This window comes from Thermomonospora sp. CIF 1, assembly GCF_001896795.1.
Taxonomy (GTDB): domain Bacteria; phylum Actinomycetota; class Actinomycetes; order Streptosporangiales; family Streptosporangiaceae; genus Thermomonospora; species Thermomonospora curvata.
On sequence record NZ_MOYN02000016.1, the window covers coordinates 97,603 to 122,943 of the forward strand.

General features: G+C 71.5%; 24 protein-coding genes and 4 tRNA genes. 10 read left to right on the top strand and 18 right to left on the bottom strand.

Annotation, left to right across the window (positions count from 1 at the left end; all coding sequences use genetic code 11):
- Positions 1 to 49: 49 nt before the first annotated feature.
- The gene (locus tag BUE48_RS10130; protein ID WP_012852394.1) at positions 50 to 925 is read left to right on the top strand and encodes a universal stress protein; all 876 of its coding nucleotides are present in this window, start codon (positions 50 to 52) and stop codon (positions 923 to 925) included.
- Between the two features lie 597 nt (positions 926 to 1,522).
- On the opposite strand, the gene BUE48_RS10135 is transcribed toward BUE48_RS10130, so the two are convergent.
- The 4 genes from BUE48_RS10135 to BUE48_RS10150 all read right to left on the bottom strand — a co-directional run bounded on the left by BUE48_RS10135 (position 1,523) and on the right by BUE48_RS10150 (position 2,855).
- On the bottom strand, positions 1,523 to 1,912 hold the full coding sequence (locus BUE48_RS10135; protein WP_052305479.1) for an STAS domain-containing protein: 390 nt from the start codon (positions 1,910 to 1,912) through the stop codon (positions 1,523 to 1,525).
- A 694-nt stretch (positions 1,913 to 2,606) separates the two neighbouring features.
- A tRNA-Val gene (locus tag BUE48_RS10140) sits at positions 2,607 to 2,678 on the bottom strand.
- A gap of 4 nt (positions 2,679 to 2,682) precedes the next feature.
- Positions 2,683 to 2,753 (bottom strand) — tRNA-Cys (locus tag BUE48_RS10145).
- A gap of 29 nt (positions 2,754 to 2,782) precedes the next feature.
- Positions 2,783 to 2,855 (bottom strand) — tRNA-Gly (locus BUE48_RS10150).
- A 132-nt stretch (positions 2,856 to 2,987) separates the two neighbouring features.
- Between BUE48_RS10150 and BUE48_RS10155 the strand changes: the two genes are divergently transcribed.
- The 3 genes from BUE48_RS10155 to sthA all read left to right on the top strand — a co-directional run bounded on the left by BUE48_RS10155 (position 2,988) and on the right by sthA (position 6,287).
- A complete protein-coding gene (locus BUE48_RS10155) occupies positions 2,988 to 4,001 on the top strand; it encodes a chorismate-binding protein (protein WP_012852396.1) in 1,014 nt (337 codons plus the stop codon).
- Positions 3,964 to 4,788: an aminotransferase class IV gene (locus BUE48_RS10160; protein WP_012852397.1), complete on the top strand. Its 825-nt coding sequence runs from the start codon at positions 3,964 to 3,966 to the stop codon at positions 4,786 to 4,788. The genes BUE48_RS10155 and BUE48_RS10160 overlap by 38 nt, the downstream gene beginning before the upstream one ends.
- A 95-nt stretch (positions 4,789 to 4,883) precedes the next feature.
- Complete coding sequence (sthA, locus tag BUE48_RS10165) at positions 4,884 to 6,287, top strand: Si-specific NAD(P)(+) transhydrogenase (RefSeq protein WP_012852398.1); 1,404 nt, start codon at positions 4,884 to 4,886, stop codon at positions 6,285 to 6,287.
- A gap of 33 nt (positions 6,288 to 6,320) precedes the next feature.
- On the opposite strand, the gene BUE48_RS10170 is transcribed toward sthA, so the two are convergent.
- Positions 6,321 to 6,740 carry an SsgA family sporulation/cell division regulator gene (locus BUE48_RS10170; protein ID WP_012852399.1) on the bottom strand — a complete coding sequence of 140 codons (420 nt, stop codon included), beginning with the start codon at positions 6,738 to 6,740 and terminating at the stop codon, positions 6,321 to 6,323.
- A gap of 497 nt (positions 6,741 to 7,237) precedes the next feature.
- Here BUE48_RS10170 and BUE48_RS10175 point away from each other — a divergent pair, with 497 nt between their 5' ends.
- Entirely contained in the window at positions 7,238 to 7,765 is a 528-nt protein-coding gene (locus BUE48_RS10175; RefSeq protein ID WP_012852400.1) for a PGPGW domain-containing protein, read from the top strand.
- A 203-nt stretch (positions 7,766 to 7,968) separates the two neighbouring features.
- Here the strand turns inward: BUE48_RS10175 and BUE48_RS10180 are convergent, their stop codons facing one another.
- The 3 genes from BUE48_RS10180 to BUE48_RS10190 form a co-directional block, all read right to left on the bottom strand.
- Positions 7,969 to 9,279: an alpha/beta fold hydrolase gene (locus tag BUE48_RS10180; RefSeq protein WP_012852401.1), complete on the bottom strand. Its 1,311-nt coding sequence runs from the start codon at positions 9,277 to 9,279 to the stop codon at positions 7,969 to 7,971.
- A gap of 156 nt (positions 9,280 to 9,435) precedes the next feature.
- Positions 9,436 to 9,876 (bottom strand): pyridoxamine 5'-phosphate oxidase family protein, encoded by a 441-nt coding sequence (locus tag BUE48_RS10185; RefSeq protein WP_286989705.1) that lies wholly within the window; start codon positions 9,874 to 9,876, stop codon positions 9,436 to 9,438.
- Between the two features lie 343 nt (positions 9,877 to 10,219).
- Positions 10,220 to 11,026, bottom strand: coding sequence for a mycofactocin-coupled SDR family oxidoreductase (locus tag BUE48_RS10190; protein WP_012852403.1), 807 nt, complete (start codon positions 11,024 to 11,026; stop codon positions 10,220 to 10,222).
- Between the two features lie 315 nt (positions 11,027 to 11,341).
- Here BUE48_RS10190 and BUE48_RS24495 point away from each other — a divergent pair, with 315 nt between their 5' ends.
- On the top strand, positions 11,342 to 11,617 hold the full coding sequence (locus BUE48_RS24495; RefSeq protein ID WP_353745285.1) for a tyrosine-type recombinase/integrase: 276 nt from the start codon (positions 11,342 to 11,344) through the stop codon (positions 11,615 to 11,617).
- Positions 11,618 to 11,737: 120 nt separating this feature from the next.
- Here the strand turns inward: BUE48_RS24495 and BUE48_RS10195 are convergent.
- A tRNA-Val gene (locus BUE48_RS10195) sits at positions 11,738 to 11,812 on the bottom strand.
- 129 nt (positions 11,813 to 11,941) lie between these two features.
- Between BUE48_RS10195 and BUE48_RS10200 the strand changes: the two genes are divergently transcribed.
- Both BUE48_RS10200 and BUE48_RS10205 read left to right on the top strand, forming a co-directional pair.
- On the top strand, positions 11,942 to 12,517 hold the full coding sequence (locus BUE48_RS10200) for an MFS transporter (protein WP_286989706.1): 576 nt from the start codon (positions 11,942 to 11,944) through the stop codon (positions 12,515 to 12,517).
- 37 nt (positions 12,518 to 12,554) lie between these two features.
- On the top strand, positions 12,555 to 13,130 hold the full coding sequence (locus BUE48_RS10205; protein ID WP_286989707.1) for a copper resistance CopC family protein: 576 nt from the start codon (positions 12,555 to 12,557) through the stop codon (positions 13,128 to 13,130).
- A gap of 74 nt (positions 13,131 to 13,204) precedes the next feature.
- Here BUE48_RS10205 and BUE48_RS10210 read toward each other — a convergent pair whose 3' ends face one another.
- Together BUE48_RS10210 and BUE48_RS10215 are read right to left on the bottom strand one after the other, a co-directional pair.
- Entirely contained in the window at positions 13,205 to 14,230 is a 1,026-nt protein-coding gene (locus BUE48_RS10210; protein WP_286989708.1) for a polysaccharide deacetylase family protein, read from the bottom strand.
- Positions 14,227 to 15,849, bottom strand: a complete 1,623-nt coding sequence (locus BUE48_RS10215; RefSeq protein WP_286989709.1) for a putative glycoside hydrolase — start codon at positions 15,847 to 15,849, stop codon at positions 14,227 to 14,229. Before BUE48_RS10215 ends, BUE48_RS10210 begins: the two co-directional genes overlap by 4 nt.
- Positions 15,850 to 16,411: 562 nt before the next feature.
- On the opposite strand from BUE48_RS10215, the gene BUE48_RS10220 reads away from it, so the two are divergent.
- Together BUE48_RS10220 and BUE48_RS10225 are read left to right on the top strand one after the other, a co-directional pair.
- Positions 16,412 to 17,626, top strand: coding sequence for an ammonium transporter (locus BUE48_RS10220; protein WP_286989710.1), 1,215 nt, complete (start codon positions 16,412 to 16,414; stop codon positions 17,624 to 17,626).
- Between the two features lie 9 nt (positions 17,627 to 17,635).
- Complete coding sequence (locus tag BUE48_RS10225; protein WP_286989711.1) at positions 17,636 to 18,325, top strand: YoaK family protein; 690 nt, start codon at positions 17,636 to 17,638, stop codon at positions 18,323 to 18,325.
- A 127-nt stretch (positions 18,326 to 18,452) separates the two neighbouring features.
- On the opposite strand, the gene BUE48_RS10230 is transcribed toward BUE48_RS10225, so the two are convergent.
- The 7 genes from BUE48_RS10230 to ureC all read right to left on the bottom strand — a co-directional run bounded on the left by BUE48_RS10230 (position 18,453) and on the right by ureC (position 25,336).
- Entirely contained in the window at positions 18,453 to 20,378 is a 1,926-nt protein-coding gene (locus BUE48_RS10230) for an FUSC family protein (protein WP_286989712.1), read from the bottom strand.
- 78 nt (positions 20,379 to 20,456) lie between these two features.
- Positions 20,457 to 20,813, bottom strand: coding sequence for a fluoride efflux transporter CrcB (gene crcB / locus BUE48_RS10235; protein ID WP_012852411.1), 357 nt, complete (start codon positions 20,811 to 20,813; stop codon positions 20,457 to 20,459).
- A complete protein-coding gene (locus BUE48_RS10240) occupies positions 20,810 to 21,211 on the bottom strand; it encodes a fluoride efflux transporter FluC (RefSeq protein ID WP_012852412.1) in 402 nt (133 codons plus the stop codon). Before BUE48_RS10240 ends, crcB begins: the two co-directional genes overlap by 4 nt.
- 118 nt (positions 21,212 to 21,329) lie before the next feature.
- The gene (locus BUE48_RS10245; RefSeq protein ID WP_286989713.1) at positions 21,330 to 22,277 is read right to left on the bottom strand and encodes an urease accessory protein UreD; all 948 of its coding nucleotides are present in this window, start codon (positions 22,275 to 22,277) and stop codon (positions 21,330 to 21,332) included.
- Positions 22,259 to 22,894: an urease accessory protein UreG gene (gene ureG, locus BUE48_RS10250; RefSeq protein ID WP_012852414.1), complete on the bottom strand. Its 636-nt coding sequence runs from the start codon at positions 22,892 to 22,894 to the stop codon at positions 22,259 to 22,261. The genes BUE48_RS10245 and ureG overlap by 19 nt, the downstream gene beginning before the upstream one ends.
- A 22-nt stretch (positions 22,895 to 22,916) precedes the next feature.
- Positions 22,917 to 23,618: an urease accessory protein UreF gene (locus BUE48_RS10255; RefSeq protein WP_286989714.1), complete on the bottom strand. Its 702-nt coding sequence runs from the start codon at positions 23,616 to 23,618 to the stop codon at positions 22,917 to 22,919.
- Complete coding sequence (gene ureC, locus BUE48_RS10260) at positions 23,615 to 25,336, bottom strand: urease subunit alpha (protein WP_286989715.1); 1,722 nt, start codon at positions 25,334 to 25,336, stop codon at positions 23,615 to 23,617. Before ureC ends, BUE48_RS10255 begins: the two co-directional genes overlap by 4 nt.
- Positions 25,337 to 25,341: the final 5 nt, after the last annotated feature.

Below are 25,341 nucleotides of genomic sequence, written 5' to 3' on the forward strand. Positions count from 1 at the left end.
TCCGCACCGACCTTGCGGATGAGTCCTTGCGGACCGAAGGAGGACGACCATGACCGTGTCCCTGCCCGCCATCGCCGTCGGCACCGACGGCTCTCCCCAGGCGGAAGCGGCCGTGCGCTGGGCGGCCGACGAGGCGGCGCGCCGCCGGCTGCCGCTGCGGATCGTGCACGTGCTCCAGGAGGTCCCCCGGGATTACCCCCTGCCCGGCCCCCGGCCGCAGGACGTGCCCGACCACCAGGTCGACGCCGGCCGCCAGGTGCTGGCCGAGGCCGAGAAGCTGGCGCGCGACCTCCACCCCGACCTGACGGTCACCACCCGGCTGGAACGCGGCTTGCCCCGGGTGGTGCTGCTGGAGCAGGCCAAGGAGGCGTTCACCATGGTGCTGGGCAACCGCGGGCACGGCGGTTTCGCCTCCCTGCTGCTCGGCTCCACCGGCCTGCGGGTCGCCGGCCACGCCCAGGGGCCGGTGGTCATCGTGCGCGGCACCCCCGACCCCGTCCACGGCGAGATCGTCGCCGGAGTGGACCTGTACGGGCGGGACAACGACGAGCTGCTCGCCTACGCCTTCGACGAGGCGTCCCTGCGCGGCGCCCGGCTGCGGGTGCGGTACGCCTTCCAGCTCGCCGAGCTGCTGCTGGCGGCCGGCGACCGGGACGAGGCGAGCCGGCTGGAGCAGGGCCTGCGCGCTCAGCTGCAGGAGATCGTGGACCGCTGGCAGGAGCGCTACCAGAGCGTCCACGTCGTCCAGGAGGTGGTGCGCGAGCACCCGGTGCAGGCCCTGGTCGACGCCTCCCGCCGCGCCGACCTGCTGGTGGTCGGGGCCCGGGGGCACAGCCCGCTGGGCGGCGTCCTGCTCGGCTCGGTCAGCCACGGCGTCATCCACCACGCCGCCTGCCCGGTCGCCGTGGTCGGCCCCCGCCGCTGATCTCCGGCCGGCGCCCTGGTCACTCAAGGTTCTGGACGCGGGGTCTCGGCGGCTCCGCGCCGTCCCGGGCCACCGTATGGACGCCCCTGCCGGGGAGACGGGGCGTCGAATAGGCGAAGCGGATTCGCCGCCTCCGGCACGCCGGAAACGATCACGGCGTGCCGGAAGACCTCCGGTGAACCCTTTCGCACCGGGCCTCAGCCGCCGGGGCAGGAGCCTCCCCGTCTCGTCCTGTGAATGACGGCGTGGTGAAAAGAGAGCGGCGGAGGCGAAATGCGCAATCCGCCGCCCCGCCCGCAAGGTGCGCATGGGCAATGATCAACGAATGCCGCCCTCGAGGGCCGCAGACGACGGGAAGATCAAAAAACCGGGTGAGCGTCGACCACCCGCCGACGCCATGGACGCCGCGCCCCGAACAGCCGGCACGCCGCGCGCCGATAGTCGGGACACCTCTTTCAGCGGTGGGCTCACCCGGTGGGGAGACCGCCGGCACCGGCCTTCGGCGTGCGGGCCGCCTCGCCGCTGGGAGCCGGTTTTCTCGCGGCGGACCTCCGGACGTATCGACGATGCAAGAAGACCAAAGAGCCGCCGGCTTTCTCAGCCGAGCGGTTCGGGAATGGACGGAGCGCCCGCGCTCATCGGGAACCTGCGGTCCAGCCCCGTGATCCGCAGCAGCCGCGCCACGTTCGGCGGCACCCGCTCCAGCAGGACCCGCCCGCCCTGCCGCTGGGCGTCGTTGGCGATGCGGACCAGGACGCTCAGCCCCTGAGCGTCGCAGAAGGTCACCCCACCGAGGTCGACCCGCACGTCCCCGTCCGCCTCGCTGAGCGCGGCACGCGCCCGCCGGTACAAGGACCCGGCGCTGGCCAGGTCCATCTCCCCCCGGATCGCGATGGTGACCCGGCCATCCGCACCGACGTGTGCCGATGCGTCGGCACCGCTGCTGGCAAGGGCGGCAAGCCACGTTTCCATCAACATGGAACCCATTCTCCTACTTTCACCGGAGGACCCTGAAGGACCAACGTCCCAGGAATCCACAGCAAGTGTCCCTTAGCGGGCATAAGGCGCCCGTGAAGAGAACCCAAAGCGCTTCCCAAGCCCGTTCAGCCCGCGCGGCGCCCTCTCCAATATGCACCACCACGGGCCGCCGCGGCTCCACCGAAAACCCCTGCCGGGTCTTCGGTCCCGGCGTGGCCGTCCCGCCGGGTTCCGGGCGGAAGATCGCCTCGGAAACATCTCCTCAGACGATCTTCATACCCGCCCATCGCAAAAGTGAATCTTCCCGGCCAACGCCCTGTTTTGGCGCCCTGCGTTCACTCTCCGTACAGAACATCCCAAGGTCTCAGAAATCTTCAGAATGAAGACAAGAGTGGCCAAGAAGAAAAGCCGCAGAGCCTCAAGCCCGGCCCTGAAAGGTCAAGAAACCGGAGATGTCCCCACGGGTTGCACCGATTTCAGAGCGCTCCGGGACGGCACGGCGAGCGCCGTCACAGAACCCGGCGGCTTGAGCGATCGACGACGGGCCCGCCCAGGCCCCGAACCTCTCAAGATCTGGAAACCTCACGCCCGTCCCGTATGGGAATGGGCGGAACCGTGCACCTCAGAAACCCGGAGGACGCCCCGCGCGAACGCCGCGGGGCCGGGAGCCGACCTGGGCCGGCGAGCGGGTTCACCCGCTCCGTGGGCGATACTGGAATTGAACCAGTGGCCTCTTCCGTGTCAGGGAAGCGCTCTCCCACTGAGCTAATCGCCCTCAGAGGTGGAGACGGGATTTGAACCCGTGTACACGGCTTTGCAGGCCGTTGCCTCGCCTCTCGGCCACTCCACCGAGGGAGGCCGCGGTGTGTGGCCTCTCAGAGCGGACGACGGGATTCGAACCCGCGACCCTCACCTTGGCAAGGTGATGCTCTACCAACTGAGCCACGTCCGCACGTCCCTTGCGGCCGCCCCGCGGGCCTCCGCTCGGTGACGCAGAAAAGATTAGCGAACTTACGGCCCGATCCCAAACCGGTTTGCGCGGCCCGGCTGCGGCGCCGGCGCGCCGCAGCGGGACACTTGGGGCATGCAGGAGGCTTTCGCCCACGTCGGAGGGCTGCTGGCCACCGGCCTCGCCGACCTGACCGACGATCCGGCGGCGCTGGACTCCCGCGGCTGGTGGGCGGTGGTGGTGACCTACGAAGGCAAGGTCACGTGCATCCGCTTCTCCCGGGTGCGGCCGGCGCCGCTGCCGCGCGCCCCCTGGCGGCCGCCGGGGGAGTGGCGCAGCTCGCTGGACCGGGACGGCTATGTGGCGGGCGTGCAGGCCATCCGGGAGGCCATCGCCGACGGGATCGTCTACCAGGCCAACTTGTGCCGGGTGCTGTCGGCCCCGCTGCCGGCCGGCGCCGACATCGCCGGGCTGGGCGCGCTGCTGGCCCGCGGCAACCCCGCACCGTATGCGATGACGCTGCGGGCGCCCGGCGTCCAGATCGCCTGCGCCTCGCCCGAGCTGTACCTGTCGCGCGACGGGCGGGTGGTGGAGTCCCGGCCGATCAAGGGGACCGGGCGCACCCGCGCCGACCTGCTGCCCAAGGACCGCGCCGAGAACGTGATGATCGTCGACCTGGTCCGCAACGACCTGGGGCGGGTGGCCGAGATCGGTTCGGTCCAGGTGCCGGCGCTGTGCGCCACCGAGGAGCACCCGGGGCTGGTGCACCTGGTGTCCACGGTGCGGGCGCGCCTGCGGCCGGGCGCCGGCTGGCCGGAGCTGATCGCGGCGACCTTCCCGCCCGGCTCGGTCACCGGCGCCCCCAAATCCAGCGCGCTGACCCTGCTGGAGAAACTCGAACCCGTGCCCCGCGGCCCGTACTGTGGTGCCGTCGGCTGGGTGGACGCCGACGCCCGGCGAGGCGCCCTGGCGGTGGGCATCCGCACCTTCTGGGCGGAGGAGGGCCTGCTGAAGTTCGGCACCGGCGCGGGCATAACGTGGGGCTCTGAGCCCGTCCGGGAGTGGCGCGAGACCGAGCTGAAGGCGGCTCGGCTGTTGGAGGTGGCGGCAGGTGAAGGTCTGGGTCAACGGGAAGCTGCACGACCCTGAGGACGCCCGGGTCTCGGTGTGGGACCACGGGATGCTGGTGGGCGACGGGGTCTTCGAGACCGTCAAGGCGGTGCACGGCGAGCCGTTCGCGCTGAGCCGCCACCTGCGGCGGCTGGCCCGCTCGGCGGCCGGGCTGGGCCTGCCGGAGCCGGACGCCGAGGCGTTGCGGGCCGGCGTGGCCGAGGTGCTGGCCGCCGCCCCCGACTGGCCGCTGGCCCGGATCCGCATCACCTACACCAGCGGACCCGGCCCGCTGGGCTCCGACCGCGGCGCCGAGGGGACCACCGCCACCATCATCGCGGCCGAGCAGAAGCCCTTCCCGCCCACCGCCAAGGTCTGCGTGGTGCCGTGGCGGCGCAACGAGCACGGCGCGCTGGCCGGGCTGAAGACCGTCTCCTACGCCGACAACGTGATCGCGCTGGCGTACGCCAAAAAGCGCGGCGGCGGCGAGGCGATCTTCGGGAACCTGGCCGGCGACCTGTGCGAGGGCACCGGCTCCAACGTCTTCGTGGTCCGCGACGGCCGCCTGATCACCCCGCCGCTGTCGTCCGGCTGCCTGGCCGGGGTCACCCGCGAGCTGGTCCTGGAGTGGTGCGGCGGGGAGGAGGAGAACCTGCCGCTGTCGGAATTCACCTCCGTGTCGGAGGCGTTCTTGACCTCCACCACCCGCGACGTGCAGCCGATCGCCGCCATCGACGACGTCGTGCTGCCGGCCGCGCCGGGCCCGGTGACCGCCAAGGTCATGCAGACCTTCGCCGCCCGCGCCGCCGAGCACTCCGACCCCTGACCGGCCCGGTCGCCGCGCCGGCCCGGAAGGTCACCGATTTGGCACGTTCCGGACGATCTCTTCTGTGTTCATTCCGGTATGGCGACACTTGAGGGGTGCGTGACTTCGACATCCTCGTCATCGGGTCCGGGCCCGGTGGGCAGCGCGCGGCGATCGCCGCGGCCAAACTCGGTCGCCGGGTGGCGATCGTCGACCGGCGGGACATGATCGGCGGTGTCTGCATCAACACCGGCACCATTCCCTCCAAAACCCTCCGCGAGGCCGTGCTGTACCTGACCGGCCTCAACCAGCGCGAGCTGTACGGCCAGAGCTACCGGGTCAAAGAGGAGATCACCGTCGCCGATCTGGGCATGCGCACCCGGCATGTGGTCGGCCGCGAGGTGGACGTGATCCGCAGCCAGCTGGCCCGCAACCGCGTCACCGTGGTGACCGGCACCGCCCGTTTCCTGGACCCGCACACCGTCGAGGTCACCGACGGCGGCGGGCAGCGGCGCGAGCTGACCGCCGACAAGATCGTCATCGCCACCGGCACCCGGCCGGCCCGGCCCGCGTCCGTGGAGTTCGACGATGAGACCATCATCGACTCCGACGGCATCCTGCGCCTGAAACGCATCCCCGACAGCATGGTGGTGGTCGGCGCCGGGGTGATCGGCATCGAGTACGCCTCCATGTTCGCCGCGCTGGGCACCAAGGTCACGGTGGTGGAGCGGCGGGAGCGGATGCTGGAGTTCTGCGATCTGGAGATCGTGGAAGCGCTCAAATACCACCTGCGCGACCTGGCGGTGACCTTCCGGTTCGGGGAGAACGTCAAAGCGGTGGAAAAGCGCCCGGGCGGCGCGATCACCATCCTGGAAAGCGGCAAGCGCATCCCGGCCGACACCGTGATGTACTCGGCCGGACGGCACGGCATGACCGACGACCTGGGGCTGGAGGCCGCGGGGCTGACCGCCGACGAGCGCGGCCGGATCGCCGTGGACGACTGTTATCGCACCGCCGTCCCGCACATCTACGCCGTAGGCGATGTGATCGGTTTCCCCTCGCTGGCCGCCACGTCGATGGAGCAGGGGCGGCTGGCCGCTCACCACGCCTGCGGGGAGCCGGCCGGGGGCATTCACGAGCTGCAGCCCATCGGGATTTACACCATTCCCGAGATCAGCTTCGTGGGGCACACCGAGGACGAGCTGACCGCCGCCAAGATCCCTTTCGAGGTCGGTGTGGCGCGCTACCGGGAGCTGGCGCGCGGGCAGATCATCGGCGATTCCTATGGGATGCTCAAGCTGCTGGTGTCGCCGCTGGACCGTTCCCTGCTGGGGGTGCACGTCTTCGGTACCGGGGCCACCGAGCTGGTTCACATCGGGCAGACCGTGATGGGCTGCGGCGGGACGGTGGACTACCTGGTCGACGCGGTGTTCAACTACCCCACGCTGGCGGAGTCCTACAAGGTGGCGGCGCTGGATGCGATGAACAAGATGCGGCAGATCGCGCTGCTGGACGAGTGAGGACGCACGGTCCCGGCGGCGTCCTTCACCCGGTCAAGACGGCCACAGCAGGTTCTCCAGCTCGGCCTCCATGTCGATGAACTCCGCCTCCCGGCCCGCCGGCACCGCCCGGTAGGTGCGGTGCAGGAATTCCGCCAGCGGCGGCAGCGGCACCTCGAACAGGGCGTCGCCGAAGGGGGAGGACAGCGCGATGTGCACGATGCGGTCGCCGCCGGGCTCGGCGGGCCAGACCTGCACGTCGCCGTCCCCGACCCGGCGCACGATTCCGACCGTGAGCAACTCGCGGGCGAAGATCCATTCCACCGGTTCGTCGTTGCCCACGTAAAAGGACATCCGGATGGCGTACGGATCGTCGGTGGCGTACTCCACCTCGGCGAGCAGCGGAACGGTCGTGCGGTCGGGAACGACGAGCCGGAGGCCAAGCTCGGCTGAGATGGTCCTACTGCTGTCCATGGCCAATCCTTCGAACGTCGGTCCCGCGAGCACGCGGGGCAACCACCGGAGCTGAACTCCCTTTCCACGGATGTCCCCGCGATCTATGACGCGTAACTGCCGGAACTTGTGGGAACATTCCACCTCCAGGGGGTTGTGTGATCTATATCACTTCCCCGAAAACCGGGTTTGACCTGGGCAAACGCCCTGCAGATGGGCGATGGGGACGTGCTGGGGACCCTCCATGGCCGCACCGTGGACCCGCACTGTGAACGTGTTTCAGGCCCCGCCGGTTGCCGGGGCGCGCCCGGCGGCCCGATGCGGCCACCGCCAAAGAATCAGATTCGGCTCAGTGGCGAACTTCGGTCCGATCTTCGGCGTCCTACCGGTGAGTCGTCCGGAATCGACCTTGGGGACACTCCAGGGGGCCGAAGCTCCTCGGTACCCGGTGAGTACGCTGATGAGCATTCCGGACGGGGGCAGGACCGATTCGACCCGCGACAGCCGGGGGAGAGTGCATGGGGTTCGAGGTGGCGATGGACCGTGACGAGAAGCGGCGGGGCGCATCGGAACTGATGGATCAGACCGCCGCAGCCGTCGGAGAGGCCGTCGAGGAAGCCGAAGCGGCCGTGGAGGACGCCACCAGGGCCGTCTCCGGCAGGTTCCATCGCTTCCGCGAATACATCCGCCGCAACCGGCTGCTCAACACCACCTGGCGGATCGGCGTCTTCACCGTCGGGGTGACCGTGCTGCTGGGCGGCCTGGTGATGATGATCACGCCCGGGCCGGGCATGCTGGGCATCATCGTCGGCCTGGCCATCTTGGCCACCGAGTTCGCCTGGGCCAAGCGGGCGCTGCGCCGGGCCCGCGCGGCCGCCGAGAAGGCCAAGGAGAAGGCCCTGGACCCCAGGGCCCGGCGGCGCAACACCATCCTGGGCGTGGCCGGCGGCGTGCTGGTGGGCGCCCTGGTCATCGCCTACCTGGTGATCTACGAGTTCACGCTGCCCTGGAACATCGTCGACTACACGCCCTGGACCAAGGACTGACGTCCCCTACCGCGCCCGCATCATCGTGCGGCGCCCGCCCGGCGCGGGGTGCGCCGGCCGAGTGGCAGAACGCCCCCGCGGGACGCGACCTGGAAGCCTGCCGCTCCGGCGACGTCCTGAGCGACCTCAAGAAGGGCCGCCGCCCCCGGCAGCTGACCGCCCCGCCCGGGGCCGCAGGGGACGCCTGCGGCCCCGGGCCCGGGTCAGCCCACGTAGTCGTCGAACTGCACGGTGAACCGGTGCTTGCTGGACGGCAGGGCCGGCACCACCAGCACATCCAGCGCGCCGGAGCCGCCGCGCGGCCGGGAGACCACCGGGATCGGCCGGCCCGCGGCGCTCGCCGGGATGAACACGTCCACGCCGGTCAGGAACGGCTGCTCGAAGAAGGACGGGATCGGGGCGCTCAGATCGGTGACCCCGTCGCGGCCGGCGTCATAGGCGAAGATCCCGATCACCCGCTTGGTGCGCGGCGCGTTGGCCGCGTTCAGCACCTGCCGGCCGTTGATCCACAGCGCGTCGCCGCCCGCCCCCTGGTCGCCCCACCATTCCCGCTGCCGGTTGATCACCAGGCTGACGTGCCGGTCACCGGTCTCCACCCGGCCGGAGACCCCCTCGCCCGGACGGCTCGTCAGCACGCGGACCAGGGCGTCCGAACGCCGGAACGGCTGGAAGTAGGTGTGGTGCACGGTGCCCTCGTCCCAGATCACCGCGAATTCATAGTGGGCGCCGCCGCGTCCCAGGAACGGACCCCACCGCCCGTCCGGGCCGATCCGGTAGGCCGCCAGCGGCCGGCGGGTCTTGCGCGCACCGGTGCGCGGGTCCACCTCGAAGATCTCCATGCGCGCCCCGTCGGCTCCCACATTGCTGGGGAACAGCACCGTGCGTCCCGACAGCCGCACCACCGCCTCCGGGACGATCGCCGTGGTGCGCGGGGCCCGCCCGGTGAAGAACTCAAAGAACGCCGCGAAGGTCTTCGCCGAGGTGACGACCTCGGTGTGGGCCTGGTCGGGGAAGTAGACGTTCTTTGCCCCGCCGATCCGCCGTTCGGGCGAGCCCTCGCCCCATACCGCCAGCGTCGGCACGCCGCCCGGCTGGTCGGGCGAGGTCGCCCCGTCGAGGTTGACATAGTGGGCGACCTTGGCGGCCCGCTCCGGCGAGCTGCGCAGGTAGGCCTGCATCAAGGCGGTCCCCAGCGAGTGCGCCAGCAGATCGACCTTGTCGGCCCCCGACTTCTTCAGCAGCCGGTCGATCCGCCGGTCCAGCCCCGCATAGACCTGCTCGGGGGTGTTGACCTCGAACAGCGAGTCGTACTCGTGGGCCTCGATCAGGTCGGCCCGGTACCCGTTGCCGGTCAGCCGCCGGGCCTGCGTTTCGAACTGGCCGCCCGATCCGCTGAAGCCGTGGACGAAGATCACCGGCCTGTGCCGGTGGGTCGCACCGTGCCCCGGCGGCGCCGCCATCGCGCTCGCCACCACTGCCACCGCCATCACGGCGAGAAGTCTTCGCACCAGCACGCGCGCCTCCCTTGCCCCGCCGGGGCCGGATCTCCCCGGTCGGCAGTCAGCGTCCGTGCCTGATCACCGTGAGTCAACACTTCGGCCTACCGTCTGTGACGGCGCCAATGCGAGGCGCTCGGCGGCGTGCGCCGCGCACAACGCCGGCCGGCTCGTTCAGGGCCGGCGGACGCGGCGGCCGCTGATGCTGGTGGGGGTCAGCCGGAAGTGGGCCTCCCGCTCGCCCTCGGGCCAGGACTCCACCTGCGGGGCCGCCGCGCTCTCCTCCTCGGACATGCGGTGGGCACCGCCGCGGAGCATCACGCTCCACCCCTCCCGCGCGGCCTCGTCGATCCGCACCACGCCGAAGGCGATGCGCAGCCCCGTTCCGTGCGGCATCGCCGTCAGGCTCCGGTTCAGCCGCCCGCCCAGGGAGGTGTGGAAGACCACCGACTCCCCGTCCAGCACGTAGTTGACCGGGATGAGGGCCGGTCCCTCCCCGTCGTCGAAGGCCACCAGCCCGATCCCGCCCGGGGCGATCAGCCGCAGGCACTCTTGGCGGTCCAGCTCCTCCAGCACCCGCTTGGACGTCGCACCGGACCCGGCGGCGTCATCCATGGGCCCACCTCCGCACATCGCGCGCATTCCGACAGCACGATCAAACACCCACGCCCCTGCCCGCCGCACCGCGATCTGCACCACCGAACCTTTTCGCCGCGTCGTCTCCGCAGCGCGGGGACGGGATCCTTGCGGTCAGGGGCGATGCGATGACCTGGGAAGGCACGGGTATCGGCGCCTGGTGCCACGGGAGCACCGCACATCGCTCACGCGCCGGTGCGCGCTCTTTGAAGGGGAGGAAACGCCACGCCCCCGTCCGCCGGCGGGACGGGGGCGTGCGTCTGCCTTGGCAGGCGATGAGGCGGGCGTTCCCGGCTTCTCCGGACGCCCGGTCACGAAGGGCTCACCGGTTGAGAGCGCCCAGGTCGACGGGCAGCTGGGCGCCGGTGATGTACTTGCTCTCGTCGGAGGCCAGGAAGGCGACCATGTTGGCGATGTCCTCGGGCTCGACCATCTGGTAGGGCAGGGCCGGCATGTAGATGGGCGCGAGCATGGGCGACTGGGCCAAAAAGTCCCGCATCGAGTCGTCGGTCATGCCCGTGCGGACCCCGTGCGGGTGGATCGTGTTGACCCTGATGTCGTGCTCGGCCAGCTCGTTGGCCAGCGTCTTGGCCAGCCCCACCACCCCGTGCTTGGCGGCGGCGTAGTGGGCCAGGAAGGGCAGCCCCTTCAGGCCCGCCACCGAGCTGATGATGATGACCGACCCGCCCTGCTTCTGCTCAAGGAGCACCGGCACGGTGGCCTTGACCGTCTTCCACACCCCCGTGAGGTTGATGTCGATCAGGTCCTGCCACTGCTCCTCGTCCAGCTCCCAGGTGCGCCCGTAGTTGACGATCCCGGCGTTGGCCACCACCACATCCAGCCGCCCGAACTGAGCGACCCCTTCCCGGACCACCGCCTCCAGCTCGTCCAGCTTCCGCACGTCCGCCTTGCGGGCCAGCACCCGCCGCCCCTGCTGCTCCACCAGCTTGGCGGTCTCGTCCAGATCGGCCTGCGTGGCCGCCGGGTACTTGACGTACCGGCTGGGGTTGTCGACGAGGTCGATCGCGATGATGTCGGCCCCCTCGGCGGCGAGCCGGACGGCCTCGGCCCGCCCCTGCCCGCGCGCGGCCCCGGTGATGAAGGCGACCTTGCCCGCCAGACGCCCCATGGACTACCTCCCCATCGATACAGACCGGGCAAGCCGACCCGCAAAGCCTTTCAGAGCAGCGCGGACACCTGCAAAAAGGCCGCCCGGTGAACGGCCCGGCCATGATGGCACTCAGTGCCAAAGGTGAGCAAGAACATCCTCTCCGTCTTGCAAGATGTACTTTCGCGAGTTCCGCAAGTCCTGCTCGCTGTGACTATCAGAGCACCGCCGCTATCGGAGAAGCAGCGTTTCAAGGACGCGAGCGCAACTCGTTGAACGCCGTTCGTCCCCGGCAGTTCCGGAAGGTCGGCCGGCGGCTCGAAGCGAGGGGAGCCGGTGGGTCGCGGCTTGGTCTTCTGCACCCGCACCGGCGATCCTCTCGACGCTGCAAACGTCCGGCGAGCGTTCCGGGTGATCACCTGTAAGGCGGGCGTCGGCGAGAACTGGACGCCCCACAAGCTCCGTCACTCGTTCGTGCCGATCGTGAGTGACAGCGGCATGCCCCTGGAGACCATCGCCGACCTCATCGGCCACGCCGGCGCGGCCCATGACCGAGAAGATCCATCACCATCGGCTCAGGGCCCGTCATCACCGAGGGCGCCGAGACCATGAACACGGTCTTCGCCCGAAGCCGGTCCGTGTGACCGTCGTGACGACGGCCCCGGACGACCTCCAAGATCGAAAAAGGCCCCGGAGCTTGACTCCGAGACCTTCGATGAGCTGCGTAAGCGCTGGTGGGCGATACTGGGTTCGAACCAGTGACCTCTTCGGTGTGAACGAAGCGCTCTCCCACTGAGCTAATCGCCCCGGCGGCTTGTCTGCCGTCGCGTGAAAAGAGTAGCGCATCCGGAGGGGTTCTTGCGCATCGGTTACGGGGAGCGGGGGACTTCGGGTGTCGGGAGGGGGCGGGGAGGCCGGTGGCATGATGGGAGCGTCATGGCTATGCCCCCGCCCTGCCGGTTGCTGCGCGCCTCGTCCTTTGCGGCCGTGTGCGTGTCCTTGACGGTGGCCGGGCACGTCGGGGCCTCTCAGGAGGCGGTGCCGTGGGCGGCGGCCGGGATCGGCGGGCTGGGGGTGCTCGGGGTCGCCTGGCTGCTGGCGGGGCATGAGCGGTCGGCGGTGACCATCCTGGCGGGGCTGCTGGGCGGGCAGTTCGGGCTGCACGTGCTGTTCGCGGCGGTGCAGTGCGGGGGTGCCGCGGGGCATGCCGGGCACGGAAGCGGTGTGCCGGAGACGGTGTCGGGCGGCGCCGGGATGACGCTGGCGCACCTGGTCGCGGCGGCGGTCTCGGCCTGGTGGCTGTGGCGGGGGGAGCGCCTGGCCTGGGCGCTGGCGCGGCGGGTCGCCGCGTTCTCGCTGCGGGCCGTGCTCGCCCTGCTGGAGGCGGCTCCGCTTCCGCGGCGGCCCGTGGTGGGCGGGTGGCGGGCGCCGTGCGTGCGGGTGCGGGCGGCGCTGCTGCGGCATTCGGTGGGGCTGCGCAGTCCTCCTCGTTCGGTGTTCGCGCTGCTTTGACCAGGTGAAACCGGACGAAAGAGGTTGTGTGATGTTCATGACGCGTGCTGACGCCCGCCGTCGCGGCGCGGCCGGGGTCGTCGTGGCGGTTCTCTGCGCGCTGGCGGCCGTGCTGGTCGCGGCCGCCCCGGCGCAGGCCCACACCACGCTCAAGGAGGCCTCGCCGGCCAAGGACTCCACGGTGCCGCCGCCCTCGCAGATCGTGCTGACCTTCAACGACGAGGTGATGGTGCCGCGGGTGGTGGTGACCGACGCCGGCGGCGCCACGCACCAGAGCGGGTCGGCCCAGGTCGACGGCGTGAAGGTCATCCAGGCGATCGAAGGGACGCTGGAGCCGGGGACTTACACGGTCAGCTGGCGGGTGGTCGCCCAGGACGGCCACCCGATCACCGGCACCTACGAGTTCACCGTCGAGGGCACGCCGCAGACGCCCACCGCTTCCGCCGAGCCCGCCCAGACGGCCCCGGCGACCCCTGAGGTCTCGGCGAGCCCCGCCGCCTCCCAGAGCGGCGGCGGTTCCAGCGGCTGGCTGTGGGTCGTCCTGGCGGCGCTGGTGATCGCGGCCGTGGCCGGCGGGGTGTCCCTGGTCCGGCGGCGGGCGAGCGGACGCTGACCCGGGCGTCCCGTCGCCGGATCCGCAATGGTCCGCCGTCCCGGAGGCCGGGGCGGCGGACCACCGCCGGGCCTTCAGTAGGGCCGGGCCATCTTCCGCCAGGCCGGGGCGATCTGCACGGACGAGCCCCGCGGATAGGAGATGACGGACGGGTCGCCGTCGGAGGTGTAGCGGTCGCCCCCGGCGGCCAGCTTGTCCAGCCAGCGGCTGGAGGCGAACTCCGCGTCCTCCCCGCGCGGGCCTTGCGAGCGGATCCGCGGGATGTTCAGCGGATCGAAGTCGGCCGCGTACGGGGACGGCGACGGGTTGGACCCCACCAGGAACACGCCCCGGTGCTCATAGCGGATCCCCCCGTGCTCGCCGCGCCGTGCCAGCTCCGGCCGCCTGGGGTGGATGCCGAACGGCAGCGCCAGCGTCTGGACGGTCAGCCCGGGCACCGCCTCGGTGATGGCCTTCTGGTTGGCGGCGATGTCCCGCTGCACCTGCGCGGCGCTCGCCGAGCCCAAATTGAGGTGCGTCAGGGTGTGGTTGCCGATCTCAAAGCCGTTGCGGTGCAGCCAGCCCAGCGTCCGCCGGCCGTCCGCGTCGTTGAACGGGGCGCCGTTGACGAACAGGGTCGCCACCGGGCGGAATCCCGGATGGCGGCGGGAGACCTCCAGCAGGATCCCGATCGCGGTGTCGGGCTTGGGCCTGCCGTCGGGACCCAGCGCGAACTGGCTGATGGTGCTGTCGTCGAAGGTCAGCACCACCGGGTGCCGTCCGGCGGGGATGTCGATCCGCCCACTGGCCAGCTCGGCCGCGGTGATCGGCACATAGCCCTCTTTGGCCAGCCGCTCCAGCTCGGCGCGGAAGTCGGCCGGGGTGCGGTCGTAGACCGTGGTGGGCTTGGGCACGATCTGGTGGTACATCAGCACCGGCACCAGGCCGAGCTCGTTGGCGCGCACCGTGGCCGGGTCGATCTGCGGGCGGGCGGCGCCGGCGGCGGCCTGGCCGCGCGCCGCGGCCTCCTTGGCGGTGGTCTGCGGCCCGCCCGAGCAGGCCGCGCCCGCCAGCGCGACGGCCGCGACGACGGCCGTGATCTTCTTCAGCCCCATGGTCATGTGCTCTTTCCGATCGCTCCCGGCGTCAGCGCCTCGGGGTGGTAGCGCACCGCCGGATCCCACAGCAGGAACGACTTGCTGCCGGTCTTGGCCGCCGCCTCGATCTGCGCCTTGACCTCGGCCACTCCGTAGGGGTGCCCCAGCGAGAAGTCCTGCAGCCAGGGGACGATCTGCGCCGAGGTGCCGCGCAGCACCTTGTGGAAGGTCAGCATCGAGGCGTACACGGTCTTGTAGGGCTCGGCGTTGGGGTTCTTGAGCCCGAACTCGCCCGCCCCCCAGTGCGAGGGGTAGAGCATGGGCGCCACGTAGTCGACGTGCTTGCCGATCTTGGCGATGTCCTGCCCGATCTCGTGCGGCCGGGTGGCGGCGATGCCGTAGACCGACGCCCCCAGGAACGCCCCGTGCGGCCGCACCAGCCGCCGGGTCTCGGCGATGAAGGAGGCCACGCTGTCCTCCACCGACCCTCGCAGGCCGGGGAAGCGCATCGACTTCAGCGGCCCGTCCGGGCGGCGCACGTAGTCGTAGAGGATCTCGTCGAAGCCCAGCCTGGCCGCCTCCACGGCCAGGTCGATGTTGTACTTGCGGACCTCGGGGTGGGCGAGGTTGGTGAACGACTGCGCCCCGTACTGGGAGCCGTAGGCGCCTCCGTCGGGGGTGCGGACCAGGCGGTCGCGCTTGCCGGCCCGCCAGGACGCCTTGCCCAGCTGCGGGTCGCGGAAGGCGACGATGCGGCCGATCACCCGCACGTTCATGGCGTGCAGCTGGTCGAGGGCCTGGCGCGCGTCGTAGATGCCGCGGGCGGCCTTGACCTCCCGGGCCAGCGGCACCTGGGAGTCGTAGCCGATGATGCCGTCTTCGTCCTTGATGTCGAGCTGGACGGCGTTGATCCGCTTCTCGCGGATCATCTTCAAGATCCGCTCGCGCAGCGGCTTGGAGGCCCAGGCCAGGGCGGTGACGTGCACCGCGCGGGTCTCCGGGTGCGGCACGACCACCGGGACGTGGTGGTCGGTGCGGTTGCCGGCGGCGTCGTAGGCGGTGATGCGCACCATGTCCGGCGGGAACGGGTAGTCCAGCGTGAACTTGCCCTTGCGCACCTTGACCGGGCGTCCGTCGCTGAGCACCCGGACCGCGCCCTTGACCTCCCCGCTCAGCGAGAACGGCCGCCGCAGCCCCGCGGCCACCAGGTGAGGGGCCTGCCCGTTGGCGCCGCTGCGCAGGCCGTGGACCGTGACCGACGGCGGTGTGGCGTCGACGGTGAAGCGGCGGGTGTCGCCTCCGTCGGTCAGCGGCAGGCTGCCGGGGGCCGACACCGACAGTTCGTGCTCGCCCTCGGCCAGCGCCCCGAGCTCGGCCACCAGCCTGCCGCCCTGCCGGCGCAGCGCCAGGGGCCGGCCGTCCAGGCGGGCGCGCACCTTGCCGGGTTCGCCGGCCTCGATGACGAGGGTCTGCCGCGCGGCGTCGGCCCGGTTGAGCACCGCGCCGTCCCGGACGGTCGTGATGCGCAGCTGCGGCCCGGCGACCTTCTTGATCGCCAGGCCCCCCGCGACCAGGACGGCCGTCACCGCCGCCGTGGAGCCCGCGGCCAGCAGCCATGGCCGCGGACTTGTGATGGTCTTCATCGCCTGGAACCCCCGATACTCAAAGCAGTCAATCGATCACTATATGTGTTGGGCATTAGTGGCGGAGTGACCCGACATCGAAACCTCCGGAACGACTCTCGGTGGTTTTTGCAAAGCCGCGATCAGAGGCGGTGAACCCTGTTCTGCGGACGGCGTGGATTTCCTGTTCGCGCGGCCGGGAGCCCCGCGTCTTCGGGGCTCTTGTTTGTTGGCGGTGCCTCTCCGGAGGGCTGGTCCGTAAAGCCAAGGACGTCCCAATGGAAGGAAAGTGAAAAACCCTGCAGGGGTGGCGGGATGGGTGCGGGCAAAGCCCGCGGAGGGCGATTTTCCCCGGCCTGCTTCGGCGGCCTTCCTTACCTGCTCATCGGATTCCCATATCTCGATGAACCTTTTCCCACCCGCCGTTTTCGCAGGATGTGTGCGGGGGCATCGCAGCCAGGAGAGCAGCGATGCTACCCGGGACGGCACGGGAGTGCACGCCGCCGGGGCTCCCGGACGAGGCTCTCATGACCACCGGTTGGCGGAAATTCGATGATGCTGGCTTGAAGCCGGGAGTTCGACTATGGAAGAAACGCTGAACACTGGCGATTCCGCATGGGTGCTCGTCAGTTTCGCCATGGTGCTGCTCATGACGCCGGGGCTCGCCCTGTTCTACGGCGGAATGGTCCGGGCGAAGAATCTGGTCAGCGTCCTGTACATGAGCTTCGTCTCCATCGCCGTGGTGACCGTCATCTGGTTCGTCTACGGCTTCGGCTTGGCCTTCGGCGAAGACGTGGGCGGGCTCGGCCTGATCGGCTGGGGCCAGTGGGAGTTCTTCCGGACCACCCCGTCGGTGATGCGCGAGGTCATCCCGGTCTATGTGTTCTCCCTCTTTCGGCTCGTCTTCGCGATCATCACGCTCGCGCTGATCAGCGGCTCGGTCGCCAACCGGGTCCGGCTCGGCCCCTGGATGATCTTCGGGGTGATCTGGGTGACCCTGGTCTACCTGCCGGTCGCCCACTGGGTGTTCTCCAAGGGCGGCTGGCTCAACCGCTGGGGGGTGCTGGACTTCGCCGGCGGCCTGGTCGTCGAGCTCAACTCCGGGATCGCCGGCCTGGCCCTGGCGCTGGCGCTCGGTCCAGGCCTGAGCTTCCGCCGGGAGGAACCCCCGCGGCCGAAGAACATCCCGCTGGTCATGACGGGCATGGGGCTGCTGTGGTTCGGCTGGTTCGGCTTCAACGGCGGATCGGCGCTCACCGACGGCGCCCTGGCCGCCAACGCGGTGGTCAACACGATGATGTGCGGGTGCGTGGCGATGCTGGTGTGGATGCTGCTGGAGCGGGCGCGCTTCGGTCACTTCTCCCGCCTGGGCGGCACCACCGGCGCCCTCGCCGGCCTGGTGGCCATCACCCCGGCCTGCGGGTACGTCAACCTGTTCGGCGCCACGGCCATCGGCATCGTCGCCGCCGTCGTCTGCACCTACGCCGTGGAGATCAAGACCACCGTCGGATACGACGACACCCTGGATGTGGCGGGCATCCACGGCGTCGGCGGCATCGTCGGCGTGACGCTGCTGGGTCTGCTGGCCACCGGCAAGTACGGCAGCGCCACCGCCGGCCTGGTCTTCGGCGGCTCCATCGCCCTGCTGGGCAAGCAGCTCGTCGCCATCCTCGCCGTCGGCGCCTACAGCTTCGTGCTCACCTACCTCATCGGCAAGGTCGTGGACAAGCTGTTCAACCTCCGCCCCGGCCCCCGCGAGGAGGCCCTCGGCCTGGACACCGAGCTGCGCATCGGCTGAGCCCCGCCGATGGGCGCCGCGACCGGTGCGAGCGGCCGGGTCGAGGGGCCCTGGCCGCACCTGCTCGTCGCACTGACCTTCATCACCGGGATGATCGACGCGGTGAGCTTCCTGGAGCTGGGGCGGGTCTTCGTGGCCGCCATGACCGGGAACGTCCTCATCCTCGGCCTCGGCCTGGCCGGTTACGGGGAGATGCTGCCCCCGGGACTGGCGCTGATCTCTTTTGCGGCGGGGGCGGCCTGCGGCGGGCGCCTGCTGCGGGCCCGGTTCGAGCAGCGCCGCCACCGGCTGCTGCCGGCCGGCACCGCGGTGCAGACCGTGCTGATCGCCATGGCCGCGGTGCTGTCCTCCCGGCACGGGTTCTCCGAATCCTGGGTGCGCTGGCCGAACATCGCGCTGCTCGCCTTCGCCCTGGGCTGGGAGTATGCGATCGTGCGCGTCCTGAAGGTGCCCCACCTGAACACCACGGTCGTCACCACCACGCTGACCTCACTGGTCGCCGAGCCCGCCGCGCCCCCCGCGCAACGCCACCGGCTCCTTTCGATCGCCGCCCTGCTGTCCGGCGCCCTGACCGCCGGCGCCCTGCGGCCGGTGCTCTCCCCGGCGGGCCTGCTGTGGCTGGCCGTGCTCATCCTCCTCGGATGCACGGTGGTCGGTCACCTCGCCGCCGAGCGCATCGAGGCGCGGCACCGGCGCTGAACCTTCTCGTCCCGCCGTTCTCGTGCGGGCGCCTCGCAGGCCGGACGGCGCCGTGCGGCCCGCCGCAGGGGTTTCCGGCCCTTGAGCCCATGTGGTGAGCGGACAGGCCTGCTCCCCAGGGGCGGCCTTAAAGGGGAAGGGCCTGGCGCAGGCGGTGCACCTGGACGGCGACATCCTCCAGGACGTTCGCATCGCCCACGGGCGGCGGTTCCCCGGTCGGCGGCGGCCGTTCCCTGCGGACCGCCACCGCCATCTGCCGAAGCTCCTCCGCGAGCGCCGCCACCTCCCGGGGCGGCGGGGGCGCGGCGCCCTCCCGGACCTCGACGGCGGCGGCGGTGACGGCGTCCACCAGCTGCTGCAGCGCCATCAGCACCGGCCACCAGGCCGCGCCCCGGCGGCCGGCCGGCGGCGGCTCGGCCAGCGTCTGCCGCAGCGCGTTCTGCACGGCGCTGAGATCGCGCTGCAGCGCCCGCCGGTGACGGGCCCATGCCGCATGGGAGCCGGTGAACGCCTCCTCCAGGTAGCCGGCGGCCGACTCCAATCCCGCGGCCAGCCGCTCCCCGAGCCGGGCCCGCCAGCTCTCCGGCCAGCAGGCGTAACCGAACACCAGCACGATCAGGCAGCCCAGCAGGGTGTCCGACAGCCGGGCCAGCACCAGCTCATCGGACGGCTGCGGGGAGACCATGTCGAACAAAAAGAGCATCAAGGGCGTGACCGCCACCGTGCGCGCCGCATAGGACTTGACCTTCAGGACGGGGATCAGCCCGCCGAAGAACGCCGCGAGCGGGACCGCGGCCCACCCCCGCGGCACCAGCACCAGCACCAGCAGGGTGGGGACGGCCGCGGCGACCGTGCCGAGCGCCCGCAGCAGCGCACGGGTGAACACCGACCCGAAGTCCGGCTTCAAGATCACCGCCACGGTCAGCGGCAGCCACACCGAATGCACCGTGGGCACCCACAGCACGCGCAGCACGGCGCCGGACTCCACGATCGCCGAGGCGATCGCCATGCACAGGGCCAGCCGCGCCCCGTACCGCCAGGCCGCCCCGGAGGCGCAGGCCGTGCGGACGGCGGCCAGCGCCCGCACCGGCAGGGGCTCGGGCAGGCCCAGCCAGTCGGGATCCTCCGGGTGCGGCTGCGACAGCCGCGCCCGGGCGTACTCGATGGACCGGGCGAGCACCGGATCGCCCGGCACCGGCGCGATGCGGGCGTCCCGGTGGCCGGCCCGCACGGCCTCGGCGATCCGCCGCACCGCCTCGGCCGCCCCCGCCGGCGCGGGCCGGGTTGACCGGGCGAGCACGGTGACCGCCTCCAGCAGGGGAGTGGCCGCGTTGAGCATGGCGACCAGCCACCGCGTCTGGGCGTCCCAGCCGCCCTCGCCGCGGATCTGGTGACGCATCAGCGCGTCCTGGGCGGCGTCCACGGCCGCGTTCAGCGCCGCCTGGGCGTCGCCGGCGCGGGGCAGGGCCTGGAGGAGATCGGCGGCCTTGTCGTACACCTCGGCGACGGCCCGGTGCCCGGGGTCGGCGCCGGTGCCCTGCAGACGCCAGCTCAGCAGCGCCAGCAGCAGGTAGAACGCCCCGCCCGCCAGCTGGCACAGCGGGGGCAGCCACAGCGCCCCGCTCGCCGGCAGCCCGGTGCCGATCACGTTCAAAAACAGCAGGCTCAGCCCGGCCCCCGAGGCCACCCTGCCGATCGAGCTGATCAGCCCGGACACCAGCGCGACCAGCGCGGTCACCGCCACCGCCCACCAGCCGTGCCCATGGGAGAGCTGCCCGATGACCAGCCCCGCCGCACCGGCCAGCTGCGGGACGAGCAGACCCAGCACCCGCGACCGGTACGGGCCGGTCTCCGGCTGCATCACCCCCAGCACCATGCCGGACGCGGCGAACACCCCGGCCTGCAGCTCGCCCCAGGCCAGCGCCGCCGCGGTCACCGCGCCGAAGGCGACCGCCGCCCGCAGGGCCTGGGACCAGGAGGGACGTTCCCCCGACAGGGACAGGGACCGGCGCAGCCACTTGCCCGGGTCGATCCCCGTGTCGCTCGCGGCCATGCCCGGGACGTTTCCGCCCGCCGGCCGGAAATGCCGCCGGCTCCTCACGCGGGCGCCCTCCGCACCGCCCGGCGGCCCTCACACCGCCCGGAACAGGGCGTACAGGAGCGCGAAGACGGCCAGCCCGAGCCCCAGCGAGACGAGCACGTTCAACGCCGCCTTGCCGTAGGCGCCGTCCTGGAACAGGTGGACGGTCTCCAGCTCGAAGGTGCTGAACGTCGTCAGCGCCCCGCACACGCCCGTGCCGATCAGGGCCTCCCACTCGGTGCCCGCGCCCGTTCCGTGCAGCGCCCCCAGCGCTCCCGCGCCCAGCAGGTTGACCGTCAGGGTCCCCCACGGGAACGCCTTGCCGAAACGCTGCTTGACCTCGGCGTCCAGCAGGTAGCGCAGCACGGCGCCGAACGCCCCGCCGATGAGCACCAGCAGCGCGATCACGGCCGTTCACCGCCTTCGGGACGGGGCGTGCGGCGCGGCAGCAGCCCGCCCAGCCACAGCCCCGCCACGATCGCGATCCACCCGCCCGCCACGCTGGCCACCGCGTAAACGACGCTCACATCCCAGTCCCCGGCGCGGCCCAGGCCGTCGATCCCGTCGATGAGGTGGGAGAACGTGGTGAACCCGCCCAGGTAACCGGTCACCAGCAACGGGCGGGCGAAGGGATGCGGCCGGCTGTGCAGCAGGTAGGTCGTCAGCACCCCCATGACCAGGCAGCCCAGCAGGTTCACCAGCAGCGTGCCCCAGGGGAAGCCGTGCTGCGCCCCGGGCATCGCATCGGTGATCAGATGACGTGCCAGGGCGCCCAGCGCTCCTCCGATGGCGATGTCGGCGAGCACACCGGGCCGCACCCCCGGGTGGCGGGGCGGCCCCTCTTTACGCCGGTCTAAGAGAAAGGCCTCGGCCCTTTCCCGGTGATTCAGCCGTTGCCGTGGTTCTCCCGCACCCCCATGTTCTTCACCTCTCGTGCCCGCCCGGCGCCCCGGGCAGCAGTTCGCGTGCCGCCTCCCATGCCTGCCGGAAGGCGGCCTGGACTTCGGGAGACCGCTCCCCGAGGATGCGCGCCCAGGCGCCGCACCCGCCCGGCAGCACGCCGGCCCCCGCCCGCAGCCCGCAGCCTGCGAGCACCCGGTGCATCGCGTCGGCCACGGCGTGCGCGGGCCCGGCCCCGGTGACGACGTACAGGGACGCCAGGACTCCGAAGCCGTCCATCACCGCAGGCCCCGTGGCGGCCCGTTCCCCCGGCACCAGGCGGAGCGGATCGGCGAACAGCAGCCGCCCGGCGGCATCGCGCACCTCCACATCGCTGCAGTAGGCGGTGTAGGCGTGCCGTTCCCCCCGGGCCAGCCGCCCGGCCAGCAGCGTCTCGCCCAGCACCACGGTGGCGTCCGGGTGGGCGGTGACGCCGATCCGCTGGTAGTAGCGCGCCCCGCCGAACGGGATCGTCATATCCGGCAGATACTCCAGGTAACCGCCGGGCCCCACGGTGAACTCCGTGAGCTGGGTGGCGTAATCGCGTTCCATCCGGTAGATCCGGGTGGCGCTCTGGGTGGTCAGGCGCACGGACGCCCCCGCCCCGCAGGAGACGTCGATGCGGTAGCGGTCCCCCTGCAGCACCCCGCCCCCGGACGACATGAGCATCACGTGCGGCAGGCCCGGAGCGCGCGGGTCCAGGTAGAGCGGGCGGGTGATGTGCAGCGGGGCCTTCTGGTAGTGGCCGGTCAGCTCCGTCCGCTCTGCGATCCGCTCGAACTCCAGCTCCAGCAGCCCGACCTTGCCGGGACTGCCGACCGGCAGCACGTCCACGGCGGCGGCGTGCCGCCGCACCGGCTCGGGCACCCACTGCGGCGAGCAGCGCTCGAGGGAGACCCGCTCGCCGGCCGCCGCTACGCCGGTGAGGCGCATGCCGCCCTCGCCCGCGACTCGATGAAGTCGGCGACCTGATCGACCCCGGTGCCGGTCAGGCAGTCGGTCAGCGCGACCGGGCGGCCGCCGCGCACCGCCCGCGCGTCGCGCTCCATGACCCGCAGGTCGGTGCGGACGTACGGGGCGATGTCGATCTTGTTGATGATCAGCAGGTCGCAGTCGGTGATGCCGGGGCCGCGCTTGCGCGGCATCTTCTCGCCCTCGGAGGTGTCCAGGACGAACAGGTACACATCGGCCAGCGCCGGGCTGAAGGTGAGCGTCAGGTTGTCCCCGCCGCTTTCGAACAGCAGCATGTCCAGCTCGGGGAAGCGCTCCAGCAGCTCGGCCGCGGCCGCCAGGTTCATGGTCGGGTCGTCCCGGACCGCGGTGTGCGGGCAGGCCCCCGTCTCCACCCCCACGACCCGTTCCGGGGCCAGCGTCCCGGCCAGCGTGCGGCGGATGTGCTCGGCGTCCTCCTGGGTGTAGATGTCGTTGGTGATCACACCGGGGCGGTGGCCCCGCTGTTGCAGCAGCGGGACCAGCGCCTCGATCAGCGCGGTCTTGCCGGAGCCGACCGGGCCGCCGATCCCCACTTTGAAGATCTTCTCCAGGTGCATCGGGTGTCCTTGTGCGCGGTGGTCAGGTGGCGAACAGCCGGGCCGCCGCCCGTTCGTGGGCGGCGGCGGCGATGTCGGCGGCGGGCGCCGAGGCGTGCAGGTCGCGGGGGTCTTCGGCGGCGAGCGCCGTGTGCGCGGCCCGGATGAGGTCGGGGCGGACCTGGTGCAGCAGCCGCTGGGCGCGGCGGAAGTCGCTGCAGCCCAGCCGCACCGCCGCCGTCGTCCAGCCGACGGCGAACGCGTGCAGCTCGGCGGCGACCGCGTGCGCCACCGGCACCCCCAGCCCCGCGTGGAGCACCCCGGCCACGACGGCGTGATTGCCCGGCGTGGCCTTGTCCTCCACCAGCTCCGCCAGGCGGACGGCCGGCGGCGTCGGGAAGGCGAAGACCGCCGTGTCGAGCACCTGCTGGCCGGTCCGCACCGAGGCGGCGCGCTGCTCGCGGCTGAGCTTGATCGCCTCCAGCCGCCGGTCGACCCCCGCCAGGCGCTCCCAGTCCCGCGCGGCCGCGGCGCGGTGCGCCAGCGCCAGCGCCGCCGCGTCCCCCGGCCCCACCGCGTTGCGCAGCAGGTCGGTCAGCAGCTCCCGCAGGTTCTCCGGCCCGGCCAGGCCGAGCTGGACGTACCCCTCCAGCCCGTGGGAGAGGGTGTACCTGCCGCTGGGGAAGGCCGAGTCGGTGAGCTGAAGCTGGGCCAGCAGCGCGCCCAGGTCGGCGCGGCCGTTCATGCCAGGAAGAACAATCGGTTCAGCGGCAGCCTCGTGGCCGGTTCGATGTGCGCCGGCTCCCCGTCCACGGTCACCCGGTAGGTCTCCGGATCGACCTTGATCTCCGCGAGCGTCGAGTTGTGCAGCATGTGCCGCTTGTCGACGGTCCGGCACTGGCTCACCGGCCGGATCAGCCGCTTGAGGCCCAGCCGCTCGGGCACGCCCGCCTCGATCGCGGCGATGGACATGAACGTCACGCAGGTGGTGCTGAGCGCCTCGCCGTAGGCCCCGTAGGTGGGACGGAACCGCACCGGCTGCGGCGTGGGCAGGGAGGCGTTCGGGTCGCCCATCTGCGCCCAGTTGATCATGCCGCCCTTGATCACCATGAGCGGCTTGGCCGCGAAGGAGTGGATCGGCCACAGCACGATGTCGGCGAGCTTGCCGTCCTCCAGCGACCCGATGGTGTCGGCCATCCCGCTGGCCCGGGCCGGGTTGATGGTGAGCTTGGCCAGGTAGCGCAGCACCCGGAAGTTGTCGTTGCGGGAGGAGTCCTCCGGCAGCGGGCCGCGCTTGTCCTTGTTGTGGTGGGCCATCTGGAAGGCGCGGGTGAAGGACTCGCCCACCCGGCCCATCGCCTGGGAGTCCGACCCGATGATGCTGATGATGCCCAGGTCGTGCAGCACCGTCTCGGCCGAGATGGTCTCGGCGCGCACCCGGCTGTCGGCGAACGCCACGTCCTCGGGCACGTCGTAGCTGAGGTGGTGGCAGACCATGGTCATGTCCAGCAGCTCGTCCACCGAGTTGCCGGTGTACGGCAGGGTCGGGTTGGTGGAGGCCGGCAGCACGTTGGGCTCCCCGGTCACCCGCAGGATGTCGGGGGCGTGACCGCCGCCGGCGCCCTCGGAGTGGTAGGTGTGGATGGCCCGGCCGTTGATGGCGGCGATGGTGTCCTCGACGTAACCGGCCTCGTTGAGCGTGTCGGTGTGGATGTTGACCTGGATGTCGAACTCGTCGGCCACCGACAGCGCGCAGTCGATGACGGCCGGGGTGGTGCCCCAGTCCTCGTGCACCTTCAGCCCGCAGGCCCCGGCGCGGATCTGCTCCTCCAGCGGCACCGGCAGGCTGCTGTTGCCCTTGCCGAGCACCCCGATGTTGATCGGGACGCTCTCATAGGCCTGCAGGATGCGGGCGATGTTCCACGGCCCCGGAGTGGTGGTGCAGCCGCGGCTGCCGTCGGCCGGGCCGGTGCCGCCGCCCAGCAGCGTGGTGATCCCGTTGCTGAGCGCGTGCTGGGCCTGCTGCGGGGACAGGAAGTGCACGTGGGTGTCGATCGCCCCGGGGGTGGCGATGAGGTTCTCCCCGGAGACCACCTCGGTGCTGGCGCTGACGATCAGGCGCCGGTCCACCCCGTCCTGGGTGTGCGGGTTGCCGGACTTGCCGATCCCGGCGATCCGGCCGTCCTTGACGCCGATGTCGCCCTTGACGATGCCCAGCACCGGGTCCATCACCACCACGTTGGTGATCACCAGGTCCAACGCGACCGAGCTGCCGGAGGCCGGGTCGGCCGACATGCCGTCCCGGGCGGTCTTGCCGCCCCCGTACTGGGTCTCGTCCCCGTAATGCCCCGCGATGTGGTCTTTTTCCACCTCGACGATGAGGTTGGTGTCGCCCAGGCGGAACCTGTCGCCCACCGTCGGGCCGTACATCGTCGCGTACTGCTTGCGGCTCATGGTGGCCATGGCGG

Excerpts from the sequence above, each read along its gene's own strand:
- BUE48_RS10130 (WP_012852394.1), top strand. The coding sequence starts at position 50 with ATGACCGTGTCCCTGCCCGCCATCGCCGTCGGCACCGACGGCTCTCCC.
- BUE48_RS10135 (WP_052305479.1), bottom strand. The coding sequence starts at position 1,912 with ATGGGTTCCATGTTGATGGAAACGTGGCTTGCCGCCCTTGCCAGCAGC.
- BUE48_RS10155 (WP_012852396.1), top strand. The coding sequence starts at position 2,988 with ATGCAGGAGGCTTTCGCCCACGTCGGAGGGCTGCTGGCCACCGGCCTC.
- BUE48_RS10170 (WP_012852399.1), bottom strand. The coding sequence starts at position 6,740 with ATGGACAGCAGTAGGACCATCTCAGCCGAGCTTGGCCTCCGGCTCGTC.
- BUE48_RS10175 (WP_012852400.1), top strand. The coding sequence starts at position 7,238 with ATGGGGTTCGAGGTGGCGATGGACCGTGACGAGAAGCGGCGGGGCGCA.
- BUE48_RS10185 (WP_286989705.1), bottom strand. The coding sequence starts at position 9,876 with ATGGATGACGCCGCCGGGTCCGGTGCGACGTCCAAGCGGGTGCTGGAG.
- BUE48_RS10190 (WP_012852403.1), bottom strand. The coding sequence starts at position 11,026 with ATGGGGCGTCTGGCGGGCAAGGTCGCCTTCATCACCGGGGCCGCGCGC.
- BUE48_RS10200 (WP_286989706.1), top strand. The coding sequence starts at position 11,942 with ATGGCTATGCCCCCGCCCTGCCGGTTGCTGCGCGCCTCGTCCTTTGCG.
- BUE48_RS10205 (WP_286989707.1), top strand. The coding sequence starts at position 12,555 with ATGACGCGTGCTGACGCCCGCCGTCGCGGCGCGGCCGGGGTCGTCGTG.
- BUE48_RS10210 (WP_286989708.1), bottom strand. The coding sequence starts at position 14,230 with ATGACCATGGGGCTGAAGAAGATCACGGCCGTCGTCGCGGCCGTCGCG.
- BUE48_RS10215 (WP_286989709.1), bottom strand. The coding sequence starts at position 15,849 with ATGAAGACCATCACAAGTCCGCGGCCATGGCTGCTGGCCGCGGGCTCC.
- BUE48_RS10220 (WP_286989710.1), top strand. The coding sequence starts at position 16,412 with ATGGAAGAAACGCTGAACACTGGCGATTCCGCATGGGTGCTCGTCAGT.
- BUE48_RS10225 (WP_286989711.1), top strand. The coding sequence starts at position 17,636 with ATGGGCGCCGCGACCGGTGCGAGCGGCCGGGTCGAGGGGCCCTGGCCG.
- BUE48_RS10230 (WP_286989712.1), bottom strand. The coding sequence starts at position 20,378 with ATGGCCGCGAGCGACACGGGGATCGACCCGGGCAAGTGGCTGCGCCGG.
- BUE48_RS10245 (WP_286989713.1), bottom strand. The coding sequence starts at position 22,277 with ATGCGCCTCACCGGCGTAGCGGCGGCCGGCGAGCGGGTCTCCCTCGAG.
- ureG (WP_012852414.1), bottom strand. The coding sequence starts at position 22,894 with ATGCACCTGGAGAAGATCTTCAAAGTGGGGATCGGCGGCCCGGTCGGC.
- BUE48_RS10255 (WP_286989714.1), bottom strand. The coding sequence starts at position 23,618 with ATGAACGGCCGCGCCGACCTGGGCGCGCTGCTGGCCCAGCTTCAGCTC.
- ureC (WP_286989715.1), bottom strand. The coding sequence starts at position 25,336 with ATGGCCACCATGAGCCGCAAGCAGTACGCGACGATGTACGGCCCGACG.